Consider the following 20,589-nt stretch of genomic DNA (forward strand, 5'->3'; position numbering starts at 1 on the left):
CGCGGGTTCAGGCGTTTGACTGCAGGTTTGACCGCGGCCGCGGTGGTCGTACTCGGATTGGGTACGGCGGCACCGGCTCCGGCTCAGGTGGCGGCGGATCGGGTGATCACCGTCGCGGGCTCGTTGCAGAGCGAGCTGGGGTGCGCGGCTGACTGGGATCCGGGGTGCGACGCGACCAGTCTCGGGGCGAGTGCGCCGTACACGAAGGTGTTCGACGTGCCGGCGGGGTCGTACGAGTTCAAGGTCACGGTCAACAGGAGCTGGGACGAGAACTACGGCGCCGGCGGTGTGCTGAACGGCACCAACATCCCGTTGCGGATCGAAGGTCCGGCGAAGCTGCAGTTCAGTTACAACGACACTAGTCACGTTGTGACTGTGGCGCCGGTGGATCTCGCCGGGCCGACGGTGACGGCCGCGGACAAGGCGCTCGCGACGCAGAGCCTGCGCCCGGACCTCACCAAGGAACGGTTCTACTTCCTGATGGCGGACCGGTTCGCGAACGGCGACACGTCGAACGACGCCGGCGGACTCAGCGGCGACCGGCTGCAGACCGGGCTGGACCCGAAGGACAAGGGCTTCTACCACGGCGGCGACCTGGCCGGAGTGATCCAGAAGCTCGACTACATCAAGTCGCTCGGCACGACGTCGATCTGGCTGACCCCGTCGTTCAAGAACCAGCCGGTGCAGGGCGCCGGTACCAACGCGAGCGCCGGGTACCACGGGTACTGGATCACCGACTTCACCCAGATCGATCCGCACCTGGGCACCAACGCCGACATGCAGCGGCTGATCGACCTCGCGCACCGCAAGGGCATGAAGGTCTTCTTCGACATCATCACCAACCACACCGCGGACGTGATCGACTACCAGTCCGGCCAGTACGGCTACATCCCGAAGTCCACGTCGCCGTACAAGGATGCCCAGGGCAACGTGTTCGACGACAAGCAGTACGCCGGCGGCGACACGTTCCCGCAGCTGGACGCGAGGACGTCGTTCCCGAACGTCCCGGTCTTCCGGACCCCGGCCGACGCGAACCTGAAGGTGCCGGCCTGGCTGAACGACCCGACGCTGTACCACAACCGCGGCGACTCGACGTTCGCCGGTGAGAGCGCGGAGTACGGCGACTTCGTCGGGCTGGACGACCTGTTCACCGAGCAGCCGAAGGTCCGGGACGGGATGATCGACGTCTACAGGACGTGGGCCGAGCTCGGGATCGACGGGTTCCGGATCGACACCGTGAAGCACGTGAACCTCGAGTTCTGGCAGAAGTTCTCGCCCGCGATCCTGGCGGCTGCTCGCGGGGCCGGGTCGAAGGACTTCTTCATGTTCGGCGAGGTCTTCGACGCGAACCCGCAGTTCATGTCGACGTACACCACCAAGGGCGCGCTGCAGGCGACGCTCGACTTCGGGTTCCAGCAGAGCGCGGTCGCGTACGCGAAGGGCGACCCCAGTACCAAGCTGCAGGACTTCTATGCCGACGACGACTACTACACCGACACGGACTCGAACGCGTACGAGCTGCCGACGTTCCTCGGCAACCACGACATGGGGCGCGTCGGCACGTTCCTGAAGCAGGGCGGCGCGGCCGGTCAGGACCTGCTCGCCCGGGACAAGCTGGCGCACTCGCTGATGTACCTCACCCGCGGCCAGCCCGTCATCTACTACGGCGACGAGCAGGGCTTCACGGGCCCGGGTGGTGACAAGGACGCGCGGCAGGACATGTTCGCGACCCAGACCGACGAGTACGCGGACGACGAGGTCGTCGACGGCAGCGGGACGACGACGATCGGCAAGAAGGACCGGTACGACGTCAACTCGCCGATGTACAAGCACATCGCGGAGCTGGCGAAGCTGCGCGCCAAGTACCCGGCCCTGTCCGACGGGCGACAGGTGCACCGGTACGCGTCCAAGACCAACGGCCTGTACGCGTTCAGTCGGCTCGGCAGTGACAACGTCGAGTACCTGGTGGTCGCGAACAACACGAAGACAGCGGCCGCTGCGACGGTGGCGACGTACGGACCGAACACGTGGCTCAAGCCGGTGTACGGCGGCTCCAAGTCGCTGAAGACCGACCGTGAGGGCAGGGTGGCCGTTAGTCAGGCTCCCTTGTCCGTCACGGTGTACCAGGCCCAGACCAAGGTCCCGCCGCGCGCCAAGGCGCCCACTGTCTACATGAGCTCGCCGGAGGCCGGTGCCACGGTCGGTGGGCGCGCTGAGATCGCTGCGGCGGTCCCCGCGAACACACCGGTGACCGTGACGTTCGGCTACCGGCCTGTGGGTACGACGGCGTGGCAGCGGCTCGGTGCCGACGACAACGCGCCGTACCGCGTCTTCCACGACGTGTCCGGGCTGGCCAAGGGCACGCTGCTCGAGTACCGCGCCGTACTGCGGGATGCCTCGGGCAACTACTCGGTGTCCGGGTCGTACGGCGTGGTTGGCGACGCTGCTGCACCGGGTGGCGGCGGTGGCGGGACAGGTCCCGTCGTACAGCCGGCCAACGTGTCTGTCCCGGGCGATCACAACAGCGAGATGGGCTGCCCCGCGGACTGGTCGCCGGACTGTGAGCAGGCACAGCTGACGCTGGACACCAAGGACAAGGTCTGGAAGGGCACGTTCACGGGCCTGGCCGGTGAGCACGCCTACAAGGCCGCCATCAACAAGACCTGGGACGAGAACTACGGCGCGGGCGGTGTCGCGAACGGCGCGAACATCTCCTACACCGGCCCCAGCGGACCTGTCACCTTCTACTACGAGCACGGGCGGCACTACGTGACGTCCAGCGCGCAGGGGCCGATCATCACGGCGCCCGGGTCGTTCCAGACCGCACTGGGCTGTCCGACCGACTGGGATCCCTCCTGCATGCGACCCTGGTTGACCGACGAGGACGGCGACGGGACCTACACGTGGTCCACCAGCGAGCTGAAGGCGGGCAACTATGAGGCGAAGGTGGCGCACAACCTGTCCTGGGACGAGAGCTACCCGGCTCAGAACGTACCGGTCGCGGTGCCGTCGGACGGGCTGGTCGTCACGTTCTCGTACGTGCTCGCGACCCACCAGGTCACGGTGACGACGGCCAAGCCCGGTGCACAGCCGGACCTGAGCCAGGCGAAGGCGTACTGGGTCAACCGCACCACCCTCGCCGTACCCGCGGTCGACCACGCGGAGCGGTACCGGTGGCGGCTGCACTGGTCGGACACCGGCTCGCTGAAGATCGACGCCAACGACATCGGCGGCTCCTCCGCCGCGCTGCGCTACGACCCTGCCGAGGTGAAACCGGGGTACACGACGCTCCGGCTCGACCACGCGGACGTTCGCAAGATCCTCACCGGTCAGCTCGGTCTCGCGCAGTACGACGACGCCGGGCGGCTGCTGGACGCGACCGGTGTGCAGATCCCCGGCGTACTCGACGACGTCTACAGCGGCGCCGCCAACCGCTCGTACGGCGTCACGTGGCAGGCCGGCAAACCGACCTTCACGCTCTGGGCTCCGACTGCCCAGGACGTGCGGTTGATGATCGGATCGTCGACAATCCCCATGCGCACAAACGGCGACGGCTCCTGGTCGGTCAGCGGTCCACGGTCGTGGAAGAACGCGTCGTACCGCTTCCAGGTGACGGTGTACGCGCCCAGCACCGGCAAGGTCGAGACGAACGTCGTCACCGACCCGTACTCGGTCGCCTTGACCACAGACTCGGCGTACTCCGTGGCCGCCGACCTGAACGACCCATCAGGTAAGCCGGCGCTCTGGTCCACCACCCCGTCGCCGAAGCTCGCACGGGGTGTCGACTCGACGATCTACGAGCTGCACGTCCGGGACTTCTCGATCAACGACAGCACGGTTCCGGCCGCGCACCGCGGTACCTATCTGGCCTTTGCCGACGAAGGTGACGGGACCAAGCACCTGCGAACGCTCAAGGCAGCCGGTCTCAACACCGTGCACCTCTTGCCGACATTCGACATTGCATCAATCCCCGAGACCGGGCAGCAGACGCCTGCCTGCGATCTCAAGTCGCTGCCGGCCGATTCCGAACAACAGCAGGCCTGCGTGACAGCGGTGGCTGCCAAGGACGGGTTCAACTGGGGCTACGACCCGTTCCACTGGCTCGCGCCGGAAGGGTCGTACGCGACTGCCCGGGACGGTCTGGCCCGTGTGGCGGAGTTCCGCACGATGGTCGGCGGCCTGCACAAGTCCGGGCTGCGCGTCGTCCTCGACCAGGTCTTCAACCACACCCCGGCCGCGGGTCAGGCACCGACGTCGGTGCTCGACCGGATCGTGCCCGGGTACTACCAGCGGCTCAACGCCACCGGGAAGGTCGAGACCTCGACCTGCTGCAGCAACATCGCGACCGAGCACGCGATGGCCGAGAAGATCATGGTCGACGGCACGGTCAGCTGGGCGCGCAACTTCCACGTGGACGGGTTCCGGTTCGACCTGATGGGCCACCACAGCAAGGCGAACATGCTCAAGGTCCGCGCCGCGCTGGACAAGCTGACCCTCGGCAAGGACGGCGTCGACGGCAAGTCGATCTACCTGTACGGCGAGGGCTGGAACTTCGGCGAGGTCGCGAACGACGCGCTGTTCGTCCAGGCCCGGCAGGGCAATCTCGGCGGGACCGGGATCGGCACGTTCTCCGACCGGCTGCGGGACGCGGTCCGGGGCGGCGGGCCGTTCGACGACAATCCGCGGATCCAGGGCTTCGGCTCCGGCGCGGCGAGCGACCCGAACGGCGATCCGGTGAACGGTACGCCGGCCGAGCGCGCGAAGCGGCTCGCCCACGACACCGACCTGGTGCAGCTCGGGCTGGCCGGCAACCTGCGCTCGTTCACTTTCACCTCGGCCGAGTCGGGTGCGGCGGTCCGCGGTGACCAGGTCGACTACAACGGCGCACCGGCCGGGTACGCCGACCAGCCGGACGAGGTGATCACGTACGTCGATGCCCACGACAACGAAACGTTGTGGGACGCGCTGACGTACAAACTGCCGGCGAACCTGCCGATGCCGGACCGGATCCGGATGAACACGTTGTCGCTGGCAACGACCGCGCTGGCGCAGACGCCGTCGTTCTGGCACGCCGGCGCGGACATGCTGCGGAGCAAGTCGCTGGACCGCAACTCGTACGACTCCGGTGACTGGTTCAACACGCTCGACTGGACCGGTGCCGACAACGGCTTCGGTCACGGTCTGCCGCCGAAGCCCGACAACGAGGCCAAGTGGCCCTACATGAAACCGCTGCTCGCCGACCCCGCCCTGAAGCCGTCGGCGACCGATGTGACGTCGGCCTCCGCAGCAGCCGCCGATCTGCTGAAGCTGCGGTTCTCCACTCCCCTGTTCCGGCTCGGGTCGGCCGCGCTCATCAACCAGAAACTGAGCTTCCCGCTGAGCGGTACGACGCCGGGCGTCATCACGATGCGCGTCGACGACACCGTCGGCCCGGACGTCGACCCGGCGTTGAAGGGCCTCGTGGTCGTCTTCAACTCCACCGGCTCGACCGTGACCCAGCAGGTTCCCGGTCTGACCGGCGCCGACCTGGGCCTGTCCCCTGTTCAGGCCAACGGCGCCGATGCGGTGGTCAAGCAGGCCGCGTGGTCCGCGGCCACGGGAACCGCAACAGTCCCACCGCGGACTGTCGCCGTCTTCCTGCAGCACTAGAGCCCGGCGAACCGGGATGCCGCTACGAACGCCGCCAGCGCCAGAAGGATGGTGTTGGCGGCGGTCGAGCCGGGCTCGCGCAGCGAGGAGTGGGATGTCGCGGCGCCGATCATGACGACGCACAGTCCCACCGCCGCGAGAGGCGTGAAAACGCGGGCGGTGCCGGTCAGCCAAGGCGCGAACAGGCCGGCCACCGCCAGAAGCTCGCAGACCGCTACGAGGCGGACCAGCGGCATCGGGAAGGGCGCGATGCCGGTCTGCCCGGTTCTGATCAGCCGGTCGCGGGACATCGTGGACTTGGCGACGCCGGAGATCGTGAAGACCACCGCCAGTACGCCGGTGAGGATCCAGATGATCGTACCTGCGGTTGCACCGGGAGCCCGCGGTCACGTCACCGAAGGCGTTCCTGACCACGGTGACGACCCGCCTGGCGATCGATCAGCTGCGGTCGGCGCGGCGGCAGCGGGAGGAGTACTTCGGACCGTGGCTGCCGGAACCGGCCGTCGACGAGTACGTCGATCTCGCGGACCGCGCCGCGCTCTCGGACTCGCTGTCCACCGCGTTCCTCGTCGTCCTCGAACGACTCACGCCGGACCAGCGCGCCGTGTTCCTGCTCGGTGACGTGTTCGGCTACTCGTACGACGATCTCGCCGGCATCCTCGGCAAGACACCCGCCAACTGCCGCCAGCTGGCCGTCCGCGCCCGCCGTCGGATTGCCGACAATCGACCACGCTTCGACCCGTCCCCGCAGGAACGCGACGAGCTGGTCCGGCGGTTCGTCGCGGCCGCCGAGAACGGTGAGCTGGAGGCGCTCGTCGCCGTACTCACCCCGGACGCGACCTTCACCGGCGACGGCGGCGGCAAGGGCGGCTTCCCCCGGCCGGTGCACGGCGCCGCCAACGTGGCCCGGATGCTCGTCGGCGCTTTCGGCACGTTCCGCGGGCTGACCACCGAGCCGGTGCATGTCGGCGGACAGCCCGCGCTGCGGATCCACGACCGGTCGAACCACACCGTCGCGGTCTGGTCGTTCACGATCGCCGAAGGCCGGATCACCGCGATCCACGGCATCGTGAACCCCGACAAGCTGACCCACCTGCAGCCGTCAGGGCACGCTGACGACCAGCGCTGACGCGTCGACCTCCGCGGTCAACGACGTGCCGTCGGAGACGGCGTCGCCATCGAGCTGGCGCTGAACAGTGCGCTCCGCCCTGACCTGGATACGACGCCCGGTGAAGCGTTCCAGGTGTTCCTCACGCCAGGACTTGACCACGAGCCCGAGCACGAGCCGCGGCCAGTGGCTGATCCGGCGCGGCATCAGGACCACCGCGTCGATCCGGCCGTCGTCCGGCCTCGCGTCCGGCAGCAGCGGGATGTTCGCCTGCAGCGTGCCGACGTTGCCCACCACCACAGTCCGCGCGCGACGGCGTACCGCGGGCCGGTCGTCGACCGTGATCTCGACCCGGACGACCGGGTGGTTCAGGTTCCGCAGCGTGGAGACGACGTACGCCGCCCAGCCGGCCCGCTTCTTCAGGTCGTCGGGGGCATCCGCGATGATCGCGGCGTCCAGCCCGAGGCCCGCCATCACCACGAAGCGGTCGGACGGCAGGTCGTCGCCCTCGACCTGCACGCTGTCGATCCGCCGGTCCGAGCCGTCGAGTACCTCGGCCAGCGCGGTGTCGAGGTCGAGCGAGATCCCGAGGTTGCGAGCGAGCAGGTTCCCGGTCCCGGCCGGCAGGACCGCCGCCGGCACACCGGTCCCGGCGAGCTCGGCGCACACCACCCGCACGGTCCCGTCGCCGCCGGCGATCAGCACCAGGTCGACCGCGTCGTCGATCGCCCGCCGCGCCATCGTCACGCCGGCGTCGTCTTCGGTGGTCTCCAGCCACAGCGGATCCGCGAACCCACGCGTGGACAGCGCCTTCTCGACAGTACGGCGGAAGTTGTCGCCGTCGACCTTCACCGGGTTCACGATCACGGCTGCCCGCCTGGCAGAACTCACCTGATATTTGTCCGTTCGAGGAGATAACGTGCTGAGAATGAGCAGACTTCCACGGAGTACGCCAGAAGCCCAGGGCCTGTCCACTGCGGCCCTCGACAGTTTCGTCGGAGCGTTGGACGCCGGGCAGCCGGAGATCCAGACCGTGATGCTGCTGCGGCACGGCCACGTGGTGCTGGAGGACACGTGGGCGCCGTACCGGCTGGAGGATCGGCACCTGCTGTTCTCGGTGTCGAAGAGCTTCACGTCGACCGGTATCGGACTGGCGATCGACGAGGGGCTGTTGTCGTTGGACGACCAGGTGATCTCGTTCTTCGACGCGGACGACCTGCCCGAGACGGTCAGCGACAACCTGGCCGCGATGCAGGTCCGGCACCTGCTGACGATGACGACCGGACACTCGAAGGACACCGTCGAGGCGCTCAGCCGGGATCGCCGGATGGTCCGGAGCTTCCTCGGTCTCGAGGTGGAGCACGAGCCGGGCACGGTGTTCGCGTACAACAGCGGCGCGACGTACATGCTGTCGGCGATCCTGCAGCGGCTCACCGGCGAGAACCTGCTCGACTACCTGCGCCCGCGGCTGTTCGAGCCGCTCGGTGCCACCGAGGCGACCTGGCAGCTGTCGAAGGAAGGCATCGTCGTCGGCGGCTGGGGCCTGAGCCTCAACACCGAATCTCTGGCGTGCTTCGGCCAGCTCTTGCTCCAGCACGGCGAGTGGAACGGCGAGCAGGTCGTCCCGGCCGAGTGGTTCGAGGCAGCCACCTCCAGGCAGGTCCCCAACGACAACGAGTCGAACCCCGACTGGAAACAGGGCTATGGGTTCCAGTTCTGGCGCGGTCGCCACAACACATACCGCGGCGACGGCGCGTTCGGGCAGTTCATCCTGGTGTTCCCGGAGTACGACGCGGTGCTCATCACCACGAGCGCGACCGGCGACATGCAGGCGATCCTGAACACGGCCTGGGACTACCTGCTGCCGGCTCTCGAAGGCAAGGAAGCCCCGGAGGCGCACCGTCCGGAGCGACTCGAGCTTGCCCCGCCGAGCGGTCCCGCGCCCACCCCGGGCAACGGGCAGACGTACCGCTTCGCGGCGGACAACCCGACCGGCCTGACCGCCGTACGGCTCGATCCTGACGGCACCGGCACGTTCAGCTTCCGTGACTTCAGCGACGGGAGTCTGCATGAGCTCGTCTGCGCACCCGGCGCGTGGCGCGAGCAGACGGCCCGGGGCGCCACCGACGACGCAGGCCCCGAGACGGGCGAGCGGGTGGTGACGAGTGCGTACGGCGACGACGGCGCGTTCGTCGCGACGTTCCGCTGGGTCGAGACGCCGTTCGTCGCGACCCTCACCTGCCGCACCGAGGGTGACACGCTGAACGTCAACGGTCAGCTCAACGTCTCCTTCGGACCGACCGAATTCACACTGACTTCGGAGGAGATGTCACAGAACTGAGGCGCCGCGTGTCCTCCGGATCGTAACCACGGACGACGGAGGATGAGATGAAGGTTTTGGTGGCAGGCGCGACCGGCGGACTGGGCCGGTCACTGGTACCGCAGCTGCTCGCGGCCGGACACGAGGTGACCGGGATGACCCGGTCCGAGACCGGTGCGGCCGAGGTGCGGTCCTTCGGTGCGGACGCCGTACTCGCGGACGGCCTCGACGCCGCCGCGGTGTACTCCGCGGTGGAGTCGGTCCGCCCGGAGGTCGTCGTACACCAGATGACGGCGCTCAAGAGCGGTATCGACTTCAAGCACTTCGACGACAGCTTCGCGGTGACGAACAGGCTGCGCACCGAGGGCACCGACCACCTGCTCGCAGCCTCCCAGGCGGCCGGCGTACGACGGTTCGTCGTCCAGTCGTACGCCGGCTGGAACCTCGAACACGGTGGATCCGCCACGAAGACCGAGGCGGACCGGCTCGACCCGAATCCGGTGCCCGCCCAGCGGCAGACGATGGCCGGGATCAAGCACCTCGAGTCGGCGGCGCTGAACACCGAGGGAATCGAGGGTGTCGCGCTGCGGTACGCGAACTTCTACGGGCCGACCGGCGCGCTCGGCAAGGGCGGTTCGATGGTCGAGCTGATCCAGAAGCGCCGGCTCCCGCTGATCGGCGACGGCACCGGGGTCTGGTCGTTCATCCACTACGACGACGCGGCCGCGGCGACGGTGAAGGCGATCGAGAGCGACGTGACCGGCGTGTTCCAGATCGCGGACGACGATCCGGCGCAGGCGGCGGTCTGGCTGCCCGAGTTCGCCGGCATCCTCGGCGCGAAGGCGCCGCTGCGCATCCCGGCCTGGCTCGGCCGCTTCGCAGTCGGTGACGTCGGCATGGCCGCCTTCACCGAGATCCGCGGCGCCGACAACACCCTGGCCAAGAAGACATTCGACTGGCAGCCGGGCTACGCGTCCTGGCGCGAAGGTTTCCGCCACGGGCTCTGAGGCGGGACCGGTGAGAGGATTCCTTTACTTCGCTGTTACACACGAGGACGACCGCTGAAACCGGCTCGTCCTGAACTGGAACAGACCCGCCGGGACGGCGGGGCGCCCCTAGGGTTCCGCTGCTGGTCGATCTGACAGCAGGACTGGTCCGAGAGGGGAGGCGGTGCTGTCGCTGTAGTTGAGGCAAGCGCGACGGCGCCGCTCCACGGCGGGACAAAAGCCCGGGAGGCCTTGATGGCCCCGGGCTGCCGTGTGCGTTCCAGGGCCCCATACAGCGGAGGCCCGAAATGTCAGGAACCAGCACAGCACCCCCTGAAACTCTGAGCAGCGACCAGCTCGGCGCGCGCGATCTCGGCCACTTCGGCTACGCGCAGCAGCTGTCGCGCCGCGTCGGAAGCTATGCGTCGTTCGCGGCCGGTTTCTCGTTCGTCTCCATCCTCACCACCGTCTTCCAGCTGTTCGGCCTGGGCTTCGGCTTCGGCGGTACGGCGTTCTTCTGGACCTGGCCGGCCGTTCTGGCCGGTCAACTGATGGTGGCGTTGTGCTTCGCCGAGCTCGCCGCCCGGTACCCGTTGTCCGGCGCCATCTACCAGTGGGCCCGCCGCCTCGGCGGCGCTGTTGTCGGGTGGTTCGCGGGCTGGACCATGGTGATCGCGCAGATCATCACGCTGGCCACGGCTGCGATCGCACTGCAGGTCATCCTGCCCGCGGTCTGGCCCGGCTTCCAGTTGGTCGGCAGCGATCCCGCTCTCGCGTCGAGGGACGGCGCGGCGAACGCCGTACTCCTCGGCTGCCTGCTGCTTGTCGCCACGACTGTGCTGAACGCGACCAGCGTCCGCATCACCGCTGTCGTGAACTCGGTCGGCGTGACCTGCGAGTTGGTCGGCGTCGTGTTGATCGTTGTTTTGTTGACAACCCGAGCCGAGCGCGGTCCGTCCGTCGTCCTGCACACCACGAACCTCGACAGCACGACCGGGTACGTCGTCCCGCTACTGATCTCGGCGTTGATGGCCGCGTACGTGCTGGTCGGGTTCGACAGCGCGGGCGAGTTGTCGGAGGAGACGCACAAGCCGCGCGCGACGACGCCCCGGACGATCATCCGCGCGGTCACCGCCTCGGGGATCGGCGGCGCGTTCCTGATCGTCGCGGCGCTGATGGCCGCGCCGTCAGTGACCGACGGGAACCTCGCCACCCAAGGACTCCCCTACGTGCTGACGAGCCGGCTCGGTACGACGACCGGCAAGCTGCTGCTGCTCGACGTCGCGCTCGCGGTGTGCGTGTGCACGCTGGCGATCCAGACCGCGGCGGCCCGGATGCTCTTCTCGATGGCACGCGACAACGTGCTGCCGGGTTCGCGGCAACTGCGCAAGGTGTCCCCGAGGACCGGTACGCCGGTCGCCGCGACGGTGGTACCCGGCGTGCTGGCCGGTGTCTGCCTGGTGGTGAACGTAGGAAACGCGGGCCTGTTCCTGGGCCTCGCCAGCGTCTGCATCATGCTGTTGTACGTCGCCTATCTGATGGTCACGACGCCCTTGCTGGTGCGACGTCTCACCGGCGGCGGACTGGCCGGCGGGGTGGACGAGAACGGGCGACCGCTGTTCTCGCTCGGGCGGCTCGGTCTGATTGTCAACAGTGTTGCGGTCGCCTACGGCCTCGCGATGGCGATCAACCTCGGCTGGCCACGCGCCGACGTCTACGACCCGGCAGGCGACGGCTGGTACCTGCAGTACCTCCCACTGATCACCCTCGGCGTCGTAGCAGTCGGCGGTCTTGTCGCCTACCGCACCCAGCGCACCGCGTACTACGCGTCGATCGGCGTACCCCTGCCCACCACCACGCCCGCCGTCGAAGCGGAAGGCGCCAACGCATGACCCCCGCCTCCACGCCCGCCTCCTCTCCTGCGCCGGCTCACACGCACGAGATTCCGGGCTCCGCTGCGTGGTCCGCGCCGGTGCGGGCGGGACGCACTCTTACCCTGACCGCCCTCGCCGACGGCGCGAACGCGACCGTGCTGATCATCGGAGCCGACCGTCTCGATCGCCTGAACATCCCGGACACACTGAAGTCCCAGATGTCGGCGCGCATCAAGCCGGGCATGGTCCTGATGTCGGATCGCGGCCTCGCGCTCGCGACCGTCATGACGTCGAGCCTCGACTGGCACGACTGCCTCACCGGCGCCCTCCCCGACCAGCTCCTGCTGCTCGAACTCGCCAAGCACGGCTTCGGCGAAGCTGACCTGCATGCCTGCATCAACTTCTTCAGCAAAGTGTCCGTGGCAGACGACCCCCGCGCGTCGCTGACCTACATCCCCGACCACGCGAACGCAGGCGACACCGTCACGCTCCGCGCCGACCAAGACCTGCTGATCTTCGTCTCCACCGCACCCCACGCGCTGTCCGACGGCCCCGCCGCAAGCATCGCCCTACAACTCGAAACGCCGGACCCCGCCGAAGATCCCGCACCGGATCCCGAACTCTGCGAGGAAGCGATCCGCGCCCTGCGCCTGACCCGGGAGCTGATCGCATGACCATCACCTCAACCACCGTCGCGCTGGACACCGTGGTCGAAGCCGGTGACGGCGCACTCGTGACCGTGCCGTCGGGCGGGCGATTGCGGATTGTCGACCTGCACGGCAACCAGGCCGTGGACACCCTGTTCTACGACGCCCACGACCTCGAGAACCGGTACTCCGCCTTCGACACGATCCGCGAACAGCGTGCCGTGTTCCTGACCACCGGATCCCGTCTGGTGTCGACCAGGCTCGACGAACTCGCCGTGATCACCGATGACACCTGCGGCCGGCACGACACCGTCGGCGGCGCCTGCTCGCAGGAGAGCAACGTCATCCGGTACGGCGAGTTCACGCGGCATCAGCACGCGTGCCGCCAGACCTTCCTGCGCTACGGAGCGAAGGCCGGCATCGGCCAGCGTCAGCTCACCCACAACGTCAACTTCTTCATGAACGTGCCGGTGACGTCGACCGGCGGTCTCACATTCGAGGACGGGCTGTCCGCGCCGGGGAAGTACGTCGAGATCACCGCGAGCCGCGACCTGTTCGTGCTGATCAGCAATTGTCCGCAGGTCAACAATCCTTGTAACGGCTGGGATCCGACGCCGATCCAGCTGCTGGGCCGGTGGTGACGATGGCCGTCGTCTCAGTTGTTGCCCCAGGCATCCAAACGACGGTGCAGGACCTGGCCGGGCGGCCGGGTCTGTGGGATGTCGGCGTACCGCCGTCCGGGGCAGCCGACGAACTCACGTTCGCGCTGGTCAACGCCGCGGTCGGCAACCCGGACAGTGCGGCCGGGCTGGAGTGTGTGGTCACCGGGCCGGTACTCACCTGCGACGAGGACCGGCTGATCTGCGTCGGAGGCGCCGCCCGCACTCCGACTGTCGACAATCTGCCGTTCAGACCAGGGCTGGTCGTCCGGTGGCCGGCCGGATCGGTGCTGGACGTCGGCCCGCTCGACGGTCCCGGGATGCGTGGGTACGTGGCGATCCAGGGCGGGCTCGATCTGCCGCGGGTCCTGGGCAGCCGGTCCACCTTCGTCCTCGGCGCCTTCGGCGGTCACGACGGCAGGCCGCTCGCGGCCGGCGATCAGCTACCACTGGGCCGCCAGGAGAACCTGCTCACTCCGCTGCCGGTGGAGCTGCCCGCGATGTCCGGTTCCTGGCAGGTGCGGGTGATCCCCGGACCTCACGGAGCACCCGAGCATCTCACCGCCGAGGGTGTCGACGCGTTCTTTGCCAACGAGTGGATTGTCGACCATCGCTCCGACCGCACCGGCGTCCGGCTGATCGGCCCGAACCCCGGCTGGGCGCGAACCGACGGCGGCGAGGCAGGTCTGCATCCGTCCAACGTGCACGACTCCGCGTACCCGGTCGGCGGCATCATGCTGTCCGGCGACACCCCGGTCATCGTCGGCAAGGACGGGCCGTCGCTCGGCGGCTTCGTCGTACCGGCCGTGGTCATCGAGGCCGACCGGTGGATGCTCGGCCAGCTCCGCGCCGGCGACTCCGTGCGCCTGGTCCCCGTGACACCCGGCACGGCCGCCGAGGCGATCCGCGCCCGGCGCCGCTGGCTGACCGATCTCCGGCAGGAGCCGGCCGCGGCCCCCGCCGCGATCAGTGCGCCGGACCGCCCGAAGGTCCTGCATCACGGCGAGCCGGCCGGCACGGCGCCGGCGTACACGATCAGGTGCGCGGGCGAGCGGCATGTGCTGGTCGAGGCCGGTCCGGCCGAGCTCGACCTCACGGTCCGGGTCTGGATCCACCTGCTGGCCCAAGCCCTGCGGAACGAGCCGCCTGCCGGGATCACGGAGATCGTCGAAGGCGTGCGATCGCTGCTCGTCGCAGTCGACTCGGCCCGGCTCGCGCTCACCGAACTCGCGGAGCGACTCGCGTTCCTGGCCGCCGGACTGGGTGACCCCGAGACCGTGGTGCTGCCCGCCCGCGAGGTGGTGCTGCCGATCGCGTTCGACCATCCGGCGGCGCACGAGGCGATGCGCCGCTACGCCACGTCGGTACGGCCGGATGCGCCGTGGTGCCCGGACAACGTCGAGTTCATCCGGCGGGTCAACGATCTGGACACGCGGGACGAGGTCTTCGAGATCGTCGAGGCCGCGACGTACCTGGTGGTCGGTCTCGGCGACGTGTACCTCGGCGCACCGGTCGCCGTGCCGGTCGATCCGCGGCATCGGCTCGTCACCACGAAGTACAACCCGGCGCGGACCTGGACGCCGCAGAACGCGGTCGGGATCGGCGGCATCTATCTGTGCGTGTACGGGATGGAAGGTCCCGGTGGGTACCAGCTCGTCGGACGCACCGTCCCGGTCTGGCGGCTCTCCCCCGACGACGCGCACCCTTGGTTGCTGAGGCAGTTCGACCTGATCAGATTCGCGCCGGTGAGCGCGGAACAACTCGCGCACGAGCGGGCCGAGATCGCGGCCGGGCGGGCGGATCTGAAGACCGCGCCGGCGACGTTCTCGATCTCCGACGTACGCCGGATCGAGCAGGAGGCACCTGTGGACATCGCGACCTTGCGCGCCCGGCGCCGCGCAGCATTCGAGGCCGAGCGGGCCCGGTGGGGCGCATGAACAACGAGTGGATCACCCGGGTCGAACCGATCGAACCGGCACCCGGTCCGTTGCACGGACTGACCATGGCGCTCAAGGACAACATCGACCTGGCCGGCGTCCCGACGACTGCCGGCGACCCCCGGACGACGGAGCCCGCGAAGGACAACGCGTTCGTGGTCGAGCAGCTGATCGCCGCCGGCGCCGTACCGCTGGGGAAGACGAACCTGGATCAGTACGCGACCGGTCTGGTCGGCACGCGATCGCCGTACGGCGCGTGTCACTCGGTGTTCTCGCCTGAGCATGTGTCGGGCGGCTCGAGCTCGGGCAGCGCGGTCGCGGTCGCCACTGGGCAGGTCGACTTCGCGCTCGGCACCGACACCGCGGGGAGCGGTCGCGTTCCGGCGGCCTTCAACCGGCTCGTCGGTATCAAACCGAGCCGGGGCCTTGTCTCCGCGCGTGGCGTCGTACCTGCTTGCCGGTCGCTCGATTGCGTCACGGTCATGGCGCGATCGGTCGCCACTGCGCGGCGCGTCTTCGACGTGATGGTTGCCTTCGACCCCGAGGACGCCTGGTCGCGGCGAGCGTCGGCACTCCCCCAGCGCCGGCCGGGCCGGGTCGCGGGGTCGGCGGCGGTGATCGGCGTACCGGATATCGGGCTGGGTCTGGATCCGGAGTACGAACAGGCGTGGCAGGCGACGCTCGACGAGGCGCATCGTCTGGGTGAGGTGGTCAAGGTCGACGTACAGCCGCTGCTCGAAGCGGCCGACCTGCTGTACTCCGGCCCGTGGCTGGCCGAGCGCTGGCTGGCATTCGGGGACAAGCTGGACGACTCCGAGGCCGTCGATCCGACGGTGCGGGCGATCGTGCGGGGCGGCGCGGCGCTGACCGCGGCCGGCGCGTTCGCGGGGTTCGACCGGCTGGCGACGCTGAAGCGGGCGAGTGAGCACCTGTGGACGCACCTCGACGCGCTCCTGCTGCCGGTGACGCCCGGGCATCCGACGCTGGCCGAGGTGGCGGCCGATCCGATCGGGGTGAACAGCCGCCTCGGTCGCTTCACGAACATGGTCAACCTCCTCGACCTGTGCGCGATCGCCTTTCCCGGACCGGATCGCGCCGACGGTCTGCCGTTCGGGATCCAGCTCCTGGCGCCGGCCGGCCACGACCTCTCGGTGATCGAGCTGGCGGCACTCTGGTGTGGCGAGAACCCGCCGGAGACCGACGTCCTGCTCGCGGTCGCGGGCGCCCATCTGTCCGGTCAGCCACTCAACGATCAGCTGGTACGCCGGGGCGCCCGGCTCGTCCGCACCGCGCGAACCGCTGCGTCGTACCGCATGTATCTGGTCGACGGTCCGCGTCCCGGCCTGACCCGGACCCTGCCCCGGACCCGGACGGAGGCGGATGGACCAGGGATCGAGGTCGAGGTGTGGAGCGTGCCGGCCGCCGAGCTCGGCGGATTCGCGGCGACCATCGATCCGCCGTTGGCGATCGGGCCGCTCGAACTCTCGGACGGCCGGCAGGTCCTCGGATTTCTGTGTACGGCGGACGCCGCGGACCCCGAGCGCGACATCACCGCTTCCGGCGGCTGGCGAGCGTACCTGGCCGGGGGCTGAGCCTAAGGTTGGTGGGCATGAGCCTGACGCCCGCCGAACAGAAGGTGCTGGACCGGATCGACGAGGACCTGCTGGTCCGGATCACGCAGGATCTCGTCCGGGCCCCCGGACAGAACCCGCCCGGTGAGGAGGCCGCCACGGTGGCCGCCCTCACCGCGGCGGGTCGTGACCTCGGGCTCGACGTCCGCATCTCTCCCGTCGAGCCCGGCCGGGACAACGTCTCTATTACCCTTGCCGGAGGCAACGATCCGGGCCTGTTGCTGCTCGGCCACACCGACGTCGTCCCGGTCGGCGACGGCTGGACGGTCGACCCGTACGGCGGACTCCTGCGCGACGGCCGGATCTACGGCCGCGGCGCCTCCGACATGAAGGGCGGCCTGGCCGCGGCCCTGGCCGCCCTCGCCGCCCTCCGCGGCGCCGAGCTGAGCGGCCCCGTCGAACTGACGGCGGTCGTCGACGAGGAAGAGACCGGCAAAGGTATCCGCGCGTACATCGCCGACCCCATCCGTCAGTACGCCGGGTGTATCACCGCCGAGCCGACGGACCTGCAGACGATCATCGCGGCGCGCGGTGACTCGTACCTCCAGGTGTCGGTGCACGGCCGCGCCTCGCACGCCGGCAACCCCGACGGCGGGGCCAATGCGATCTACGGCGCGGCAGCCGTCGTCGCCGAGATCGAACGCCTGCACAAGGAACTCGCGGCCGCGCCCCATCCCCTGCTCGGCCCGGCGACCTGGAGCGTCGGCCAGATCAACGGCGGCACCGGTGGCTCGATCGTTCCCGCCGACTGCGTGATCGTCGCCGACCGCAGGCTGCTTCCCGGTGAGTCCCCCGCCGAGGTTCTCGCCGACCTCGGCCGCCGCGTCGCCGCGTTGCACCTGGAGGATCGCGGCCTGACCGTCGAGCTCGCGATGCCGATGGAGATGCCTGCCTTCGAGACCCCTGAGGACGCCGATCTGGTCCGGATCACCGAGGCCGCGCGCTTCGACGCCGGCGGGCCGCCGCTGCCGCTCGCGGGCTGGACCGCGGCTTGCGACGGCGGGTACATCGCCCGCGATCTCGGCGTACCGGTCGTTGTCCTCGGCCCCGGTTCGGTCACCGCCCAGGCCCATCGCGCCGACGAGTCCGTCGCTGTCACCGAACTTGTCACGGCGGCCCGCGCGTACGCCCTCACCGCGCTCCGTCTCCTATGAGCGGGCGCTTGGTTCTTCGCAACGGGTCGGTGCTCGACGTCAGGTCCGGCGCGGTGCATCGAGCGGACGTTGTGCTCGAGGGTGAGCGGATCGCCGAGATCGGGATCGGGCTGGACGGCGACGACGCGATCGACTGCGACGGCGGGTTGCTGGTTCCGGGGTTCATCGACTGCCACACGCATCTGTGCATCGCTCAGACGCGGCGCGACCCGTTCGGGCTGCCGCGGTCGGTTCGCCCGCTGTCCGCCGTACCCGTGCTGCGGACCCTCCTGAGCCTCGGCGTCACGACAGTCCGCGACGCCTGGGGTGCGGACGCCGGGGTGCGGATGGCGGTGGAGAAGGGCTGGATCGACGGGCCGCAGGTGCTGCTCAGCCTGCGGCAGGTGGGTACGACGGGCGGCATCGGCGACCTGTGGGCGCCACGGACCGGGCCGCTCGACTTCTTCGAGGATCCTTCGCTGCCCGATCCGATCTTCAACGGCGCCGACGAGGCGCGGGCCGTCGTACGGCGGATGGTCCGGGCCGGCGCGGACTGGATCAAGGTGACCGTCACCGGATCTCTCGCGCTCGGGAAGGGGCTTGAGGATCTTGAGCTGACTTCGGACGAGCTGACTGCGCTGGTCGACGAGGCGCGGCGGCGTGGAGGTCGGCGGATCATGGTGCACGCGCATGGCGCTCGGGCCGCGGAACTCGCTGCTCGCGCCGGAGCGGGCAGCATCGAACACGGGACGTACCTCGACGAGGCCGCGGTGCAGGCAATGGCCGAACACGGGACCTGGTACGTGCCGACCCTTTCCGTCACCCAATCGGATCTCGCTGCAACGCCGGAGGGTGCGGCCGAGGCCCATCTCGAATCCATGCGGCTCGCCATCGCCGCGGGCGTGCGGATCGCGATAACCCGGTTCGGCCGCACACCGAGGTCCTGTGGGAGCTGAGGCATCTCGCTGCCGCCGGGCTGGGTGACGCCGGCGCGCTGCGGGCGGCCACTCTCGACGCTGCGAGGTTGCTGGGGCTCGCGGACGATCGTGGTGAGATCGCCGTGGGCAAGCGGGCGGATCTGGTTGTGCTGCAGGGGGACGATCTGGACTGCGGCTCGCTTGAGACGCGGATCCAGCGGGTCTTTCACAACGGAGTCGAAGTCGGGCGTTGACTCTGACACGGTGTCAGACCATAGACCGGGCGCATGGAGACAGCGGGAGAAGTTGCGGAGCGGATCCGGACTGGTCAGGTCACGTCGCGTGAGGTGACGGAGGCGCTGCTCGCACGGATCGCAGACGACACACAGGTCAACGCCGTCGTCGAGGTCCGGGCCGAACACGCCTTGGCGGCAGCCGACCGGGCCGACGCGCAGCTGGCCGAGCTCGGCGGTGTGATTGGGCGCGGTGTGATTGGGCGCGGTGTGATTGGGCGCGGTGTGATTGGGCGCGGTGTGATTGGGCGCGGTGTGATTGGGCGCGGTGTGATTGGGCGCGGTGTGGTTGGGCGCGGTGTGGTTGGGCCGTTGCATGGGGTGCCGGTGACGGTCAAGGACTGTTTCAATGTCGCCGGGATGCGCACGACGTGGGGCAATCCCGCGTTCGCGGAGTATGTCGCGGACCGAGATGCGGTTGTCGTGGAGCGGTTGCAGCGCGCCGGCGCGATTGTTGTTGGCAAGACCAACGTGCACACGATGCTCGCGGACTTCGGTCAGACCGCGAACGAGGTGTACGGACGAACCAACAACCCCGCCGACCTCGACCGCACCCCCGGCGGATCGAGCGGCGGCGCGGCAGCGGCACTGGCGGCCGACCTCACCTACCTGGAGTACGGCTCCGACCTCGTCGGCTCGATCCGCCTCCCAGCGGCGTACTGCGGTGTGTACGGACTCAAACCCACCAACGGACTCGTCCCACTCCGCGGCTTCGAGATCCCCGGTACGCCGTACCTCCCGACCGAACTGCCCAACTTGTCGACAATCGGACCACTGGCACGCTCGGCCGCCGACCTCCGGACCGCACTGCGCGCAACCGCCGGCCCCGAAGCGCCGTACTCGTACAACCTGTGCCCGCCCCGCCACGACCGCCTCCAGGACTACCGCGTCGGCGTCGTCACCGATCACCCCGCGGCGCCCGTCTCCAGCGAGGTCGGTGACGCGCTGTCCGACACGATCGACCGCCTCGCCCGCAGCGGCGCGAAGATTGTCAACAATTGGCCGGACGGGGTGGACGCGAATGAGCAGGCAGCAGACTTCGGCCGCCAGGTCGAGCTGTTCTTCGCGCTGCACGGCGACTCGGACAGCGCCCCAGACAGCGACGGCGGGCTGACCGCCGCGGACGTGCGTGACCTCGACCGGCGCCGGCTGCAGGCGCGAGCAAGCTGGCAGCAGTACTTCAAGGACATCGACGTGTTCCTGTGCCCGACGAGCTTCACCGTCGCGTTCCCACACGGGTCCACGACGATCGACGGGAAACCCTATGAAACCCAGGTGTTCTGGATCGCACCCGCAGCATTGACCGGCCATCCCGCGCTCAGCATGCCGATCGAACGCACACCAGGAGGGCTGCCGGTCGGTGCCCAGGTGATCGGTCCCTGGCACGAGGACGACACCGCGATCACGTTCGCTGAGCTCTTGGCTGGTTGACTCT

15 protein-coding genes and 1 riboswitch are annotated in these 20,589 nt (G+C 69.2%); of the genes, 13 read left to right on the forward strand and 2 right to left on the reverse strand.

Features of this window, described 5'->3' with window-relative positions; genetic code table 11:
• Window positions 1-15: 15 nt before the first annotated feature.
• A complete protein-coding gene (pulA, locus tag E0H50_RS15920) occupies window positions 16-5,649 on the forward strand; it encodes a pullulanase-type alpha-1,6-glucosidase (protein WP_238150995.1) in 5,634 nt (1,877 codons plus the stop codon).
• On the opposite strand, the gene E0H50_RS15925 is transcribed toward pulA, so the two are convergent.
• Entirely contained in the window at window positions 5,646-6,005 is a 360-nt protein-coding gene (locus E0H50_RS15925) for a DoxX family protein (RefSeq protein ID WP_131288923.1), read from the reverse strand. The genes pulA and E0H50_RS15925 overlap by 4 nt on opposite strands.
• A gap of 11 nt (window positions 6,006-6,016) precedes the next feature.
• Here E0H50_RS15925 and E0H50_RS15930 point away from each other — a divergent pair, with 11 nt between their 5' ends.
• Window positions 6,017-6,778 (forward strand): sigma factor-like helix-turn-helix DNA-binding protein, encoded by a 762-nt coding sequence (locus E0H50_RS15930; RefSeq protein ID WP_202868171.1) that lies wholly within the window; start codon window positions 6,017-6,019, stop codon window positions 6,776-6,778.
• Here E0H50_RS15930 and E0H50_RS43830 read toward each other — a convergent pair.
• Window positions 6,752-7,648 (reverse strand): diacylglycerol/lipid kinase family protein, encoded by an 897-nt coding sequence (locus tag E0H50_RS43830; RefSeq protein WP_238150997.1) that lies wholly within the window; start codon window positions 7,646-7,648, stop codon window positions 6,752-6,754. The two genes, E0H50_RS15930 and E0H50_RS43830, sit on opposite strands and share 27 nt — an antisense overlap.
• Window positions 7,649-7,685: 37 nt before the next feature.
• Here E0H50_RS43830 and E0H50_RS15940 point away from each other — a divergent pair, with 37 nt between their 5' ends.
• The 11 genes from E0H50_RS15940 to E0H50_RS15990 all read left to right on the forward strand — a co-directional run bounded on the left by E0H50_RS15940 (window position 7,686) and on the right by E0H50_RS15990 (window position 20,585).
• Complete coding sequence (locus E0H50_RS15940) at window positions 7,686-9,098, forward strand: serine hydrolase domain-containing protein (protein WP_238150998.1); 1,413 nt, start codon at window positions 7,686-7,688, stop codon at window positions 9,096-9,098.
• A 47-nt stretch (window positions 9,099-9,145) separates the two neighbouring features.
• On the forward strand, window positions 9,146-10,084 hold the full coding sequence (locus tag E0H50_RS15945) for an NAD-dependent epimerase/dehydratase family protein (RefSeq protein WP_131288931.1): 939 nt from the start codon (window positions 9,146-9,148) through the stop codon (window positions 10,082-10,084).
• A gap of 97 nt (window positions 10,085-10,181) precedes the next feature.
• Window positions 10,182-10,314, forward strand: a riboswitch (guanidine-I (ykkC/yxkD leader).
• 57 nt (window positions 10,315-10,371) lie between these two features.
• Complete coding sequence (locus E0H50_RS15950; protein ID WP_131288933.1) at window positions 10,372-11,955, forward strand: amino acid permease; 1,584 nt, start codon at window positions 10,372-10,374, stop codon at window positions 11,953-11,955.
• Window positions 11,952-12,611, forward strand: coding sequence for a DUF1989 domain-containing protein (locus E0H50_RS15955; protein ID WP_131288935.1), 660 nt, complete (start codon window positions 11,952-11,954; stop codon window positions 12,609-12,611). The genes E0H50_RS15950 and E0H50_RS15955 overlap by 4 nt, the downstream gene beginning before the upstream one ends.
• A complete protein-coding gene (locus tag E0H50_RS15960; RefSeq protein ID WP_131288937.1) occupies window positions 12,608-13,225 on the forward strand; it encodes an urea amidolyase associated protein UAAP2 in 618 nt (205 codons plus the stop codon). Before E0H50_RS15955 ends, E0H50_RS15960 begins: the two co-directional genes overlap by 4 nt.
• A gap of 2 nt (window positions 13,226-13,227) precedes the next feature.
• A complete protein-coding gene (locus E0H50_RS15965; RefSeq protein ID WP_131288939.1) occupies window positions 13,228-15,180 on the forward strand; it encodes a 5-oxoprolinase/urea amidolyase family protein in 1,953 nt (650 codons plus the stop codon).
• Window positions 15,177-16,772: an allophanate hydrolase gene (gene atzF / locus E0H50_RS15970; RefSeq protein ID WP_131288941.1), complete on the forward strand. Its 1,596-nt coding sequence runs from the start codon at window positions 15,177-15,179 to the stop codon at window positions 16,770-16,772. The genes E0H50_RS15965 and atzF overlap by 4 nt, the downstream gene beginning before the upstream one ends.
• A 17-nt stretch (window positions 16,773-16,789) precedes the next feature.
• On the forward strand, window positions 16,790-17,965 hold the full coding sequence (locus tag E0H50_RS15975; protein ID WP_131288943.1) for a M20 family metallopeptidase: 1,176 nt from the start codon (window positions 16,790-16,792) through the stop codon (window positions 17,963-17,965).
• A gap of 8 nt (window positions 17,966-17,973) precedes the next feature.
• Entirely contained in the window at window positions 17,974-18,900 is a 927-nt protein-coding gene (locus E0H50_RS43835) for an amidohydrolase family protein (RefSeq protein ID WP_165547155.1), read from the forward strand.
• A 38-nt stretch (window positions 18,901-18,938) separates the two neighbouring features.
• On the forward strand, window positions 18,939-19,115 hold the full coding sequence (locus E0H50_RS43840) for an amidohydrolase family protein (RefSeq protein WP_337590383.1): 177 nt from the start codon (window positions 18,939-18,941) through the stop codon (window positions 19,113-19,115).
• Window positions 19,116-19,148: 33 nt separating this feature from the next.
• Window positions 19,149-20,585, forward strand: coding sequence for an amidase family protein (locus E0H50_RS15990; RefSeq protein ID WP_131288947.1), 1,437 nt, complete (start codon window positions 19,149-19,151; stop codon window positions 20,583-20,585).
• The last annotated feature ends 4 nt before the right edge of the window (window positions 20,586-20,589 follow it).

The organism is Kribbella sindirgiensis (genome assembly GCF_004331435.1).
GTDB classification, from domain to species: domain Bacteria; phylum Actinomycetota; class Actinomycetes; order Propionibacteriales; family Kribbellaceae; genus Kribbella; species Kribbella sindirgiensis.

What these genes read in the sequence shown, in the direction of transcription:
- E0H50_RS15940 (WP_238150998.1), top strand. Translation starts at nt 7,686, where the DNA reads ATGAGCAGACTTCCACGGAGTACGCCAGAAGCCCAGGGCCTGTCCACT.
- E0H50_RS15945 (WP_131288931.1), top strand. Translation starts at nt 9,146, where the DNA reads ATGAAGGTTTTGGTGGCAGGCGCGACCGGCGGACTGGGCCGGTCACTG.
- E0H50_RS15950 (WP_131288933.1), top strand. Translation starts at nt 10,372, where the DNA reads ATGTCAGGAACCAGCACAGCACCCCCTGAAACTCTGAGCAGCGACCAG.
- E0H50_RS15955 (WP_131288935.1), top strand. Translation starts at nt 11,952, where the DNA reads ATGACCCCCGCCTCCACGCCCGCCTCCTCTCCTGCGCCGGCTCACACG.
- E0H50_RS15960 (WP_131288937.1), top strand. Translation starts at nt 12,608, where the DNA reads ATGACCATCACCTCAACCACCGTCGCGCTGGACACCGTGGTCGAAGCC.
- E0H50_RS15965 (WP_131288939.1), top strand. Translation starts at nt 13,228, where the DNA reads ATGGCCGTCGTCTCAGTTGTTGCCCCAGGCATCCAAACGACGGTGCAG.
- atzF (WP_131288941.1), top strand. Translation starts at nt 15,177, where the DNA reads ATGAACAACGAGTGGATCACCCGGGTCGAACCGATCGAACCGGCACCC.
- E0H50_RS15975 (WP_131288943.1), top strand. Translation starts at nt 16,790, where the DNA reads ATGAGCCTGACGCCCGCCGAACAGAAGGTGCTGGACCGGATCGACGAG.
- E0H50_RS15990 (WP_131288947.1), top strand. Translation starts at nt 19,149, where the DNA reads ATGGAGACAGCGGGAGAAGTTGCGGAGCGGATCCGGACTGGTCAGGTC.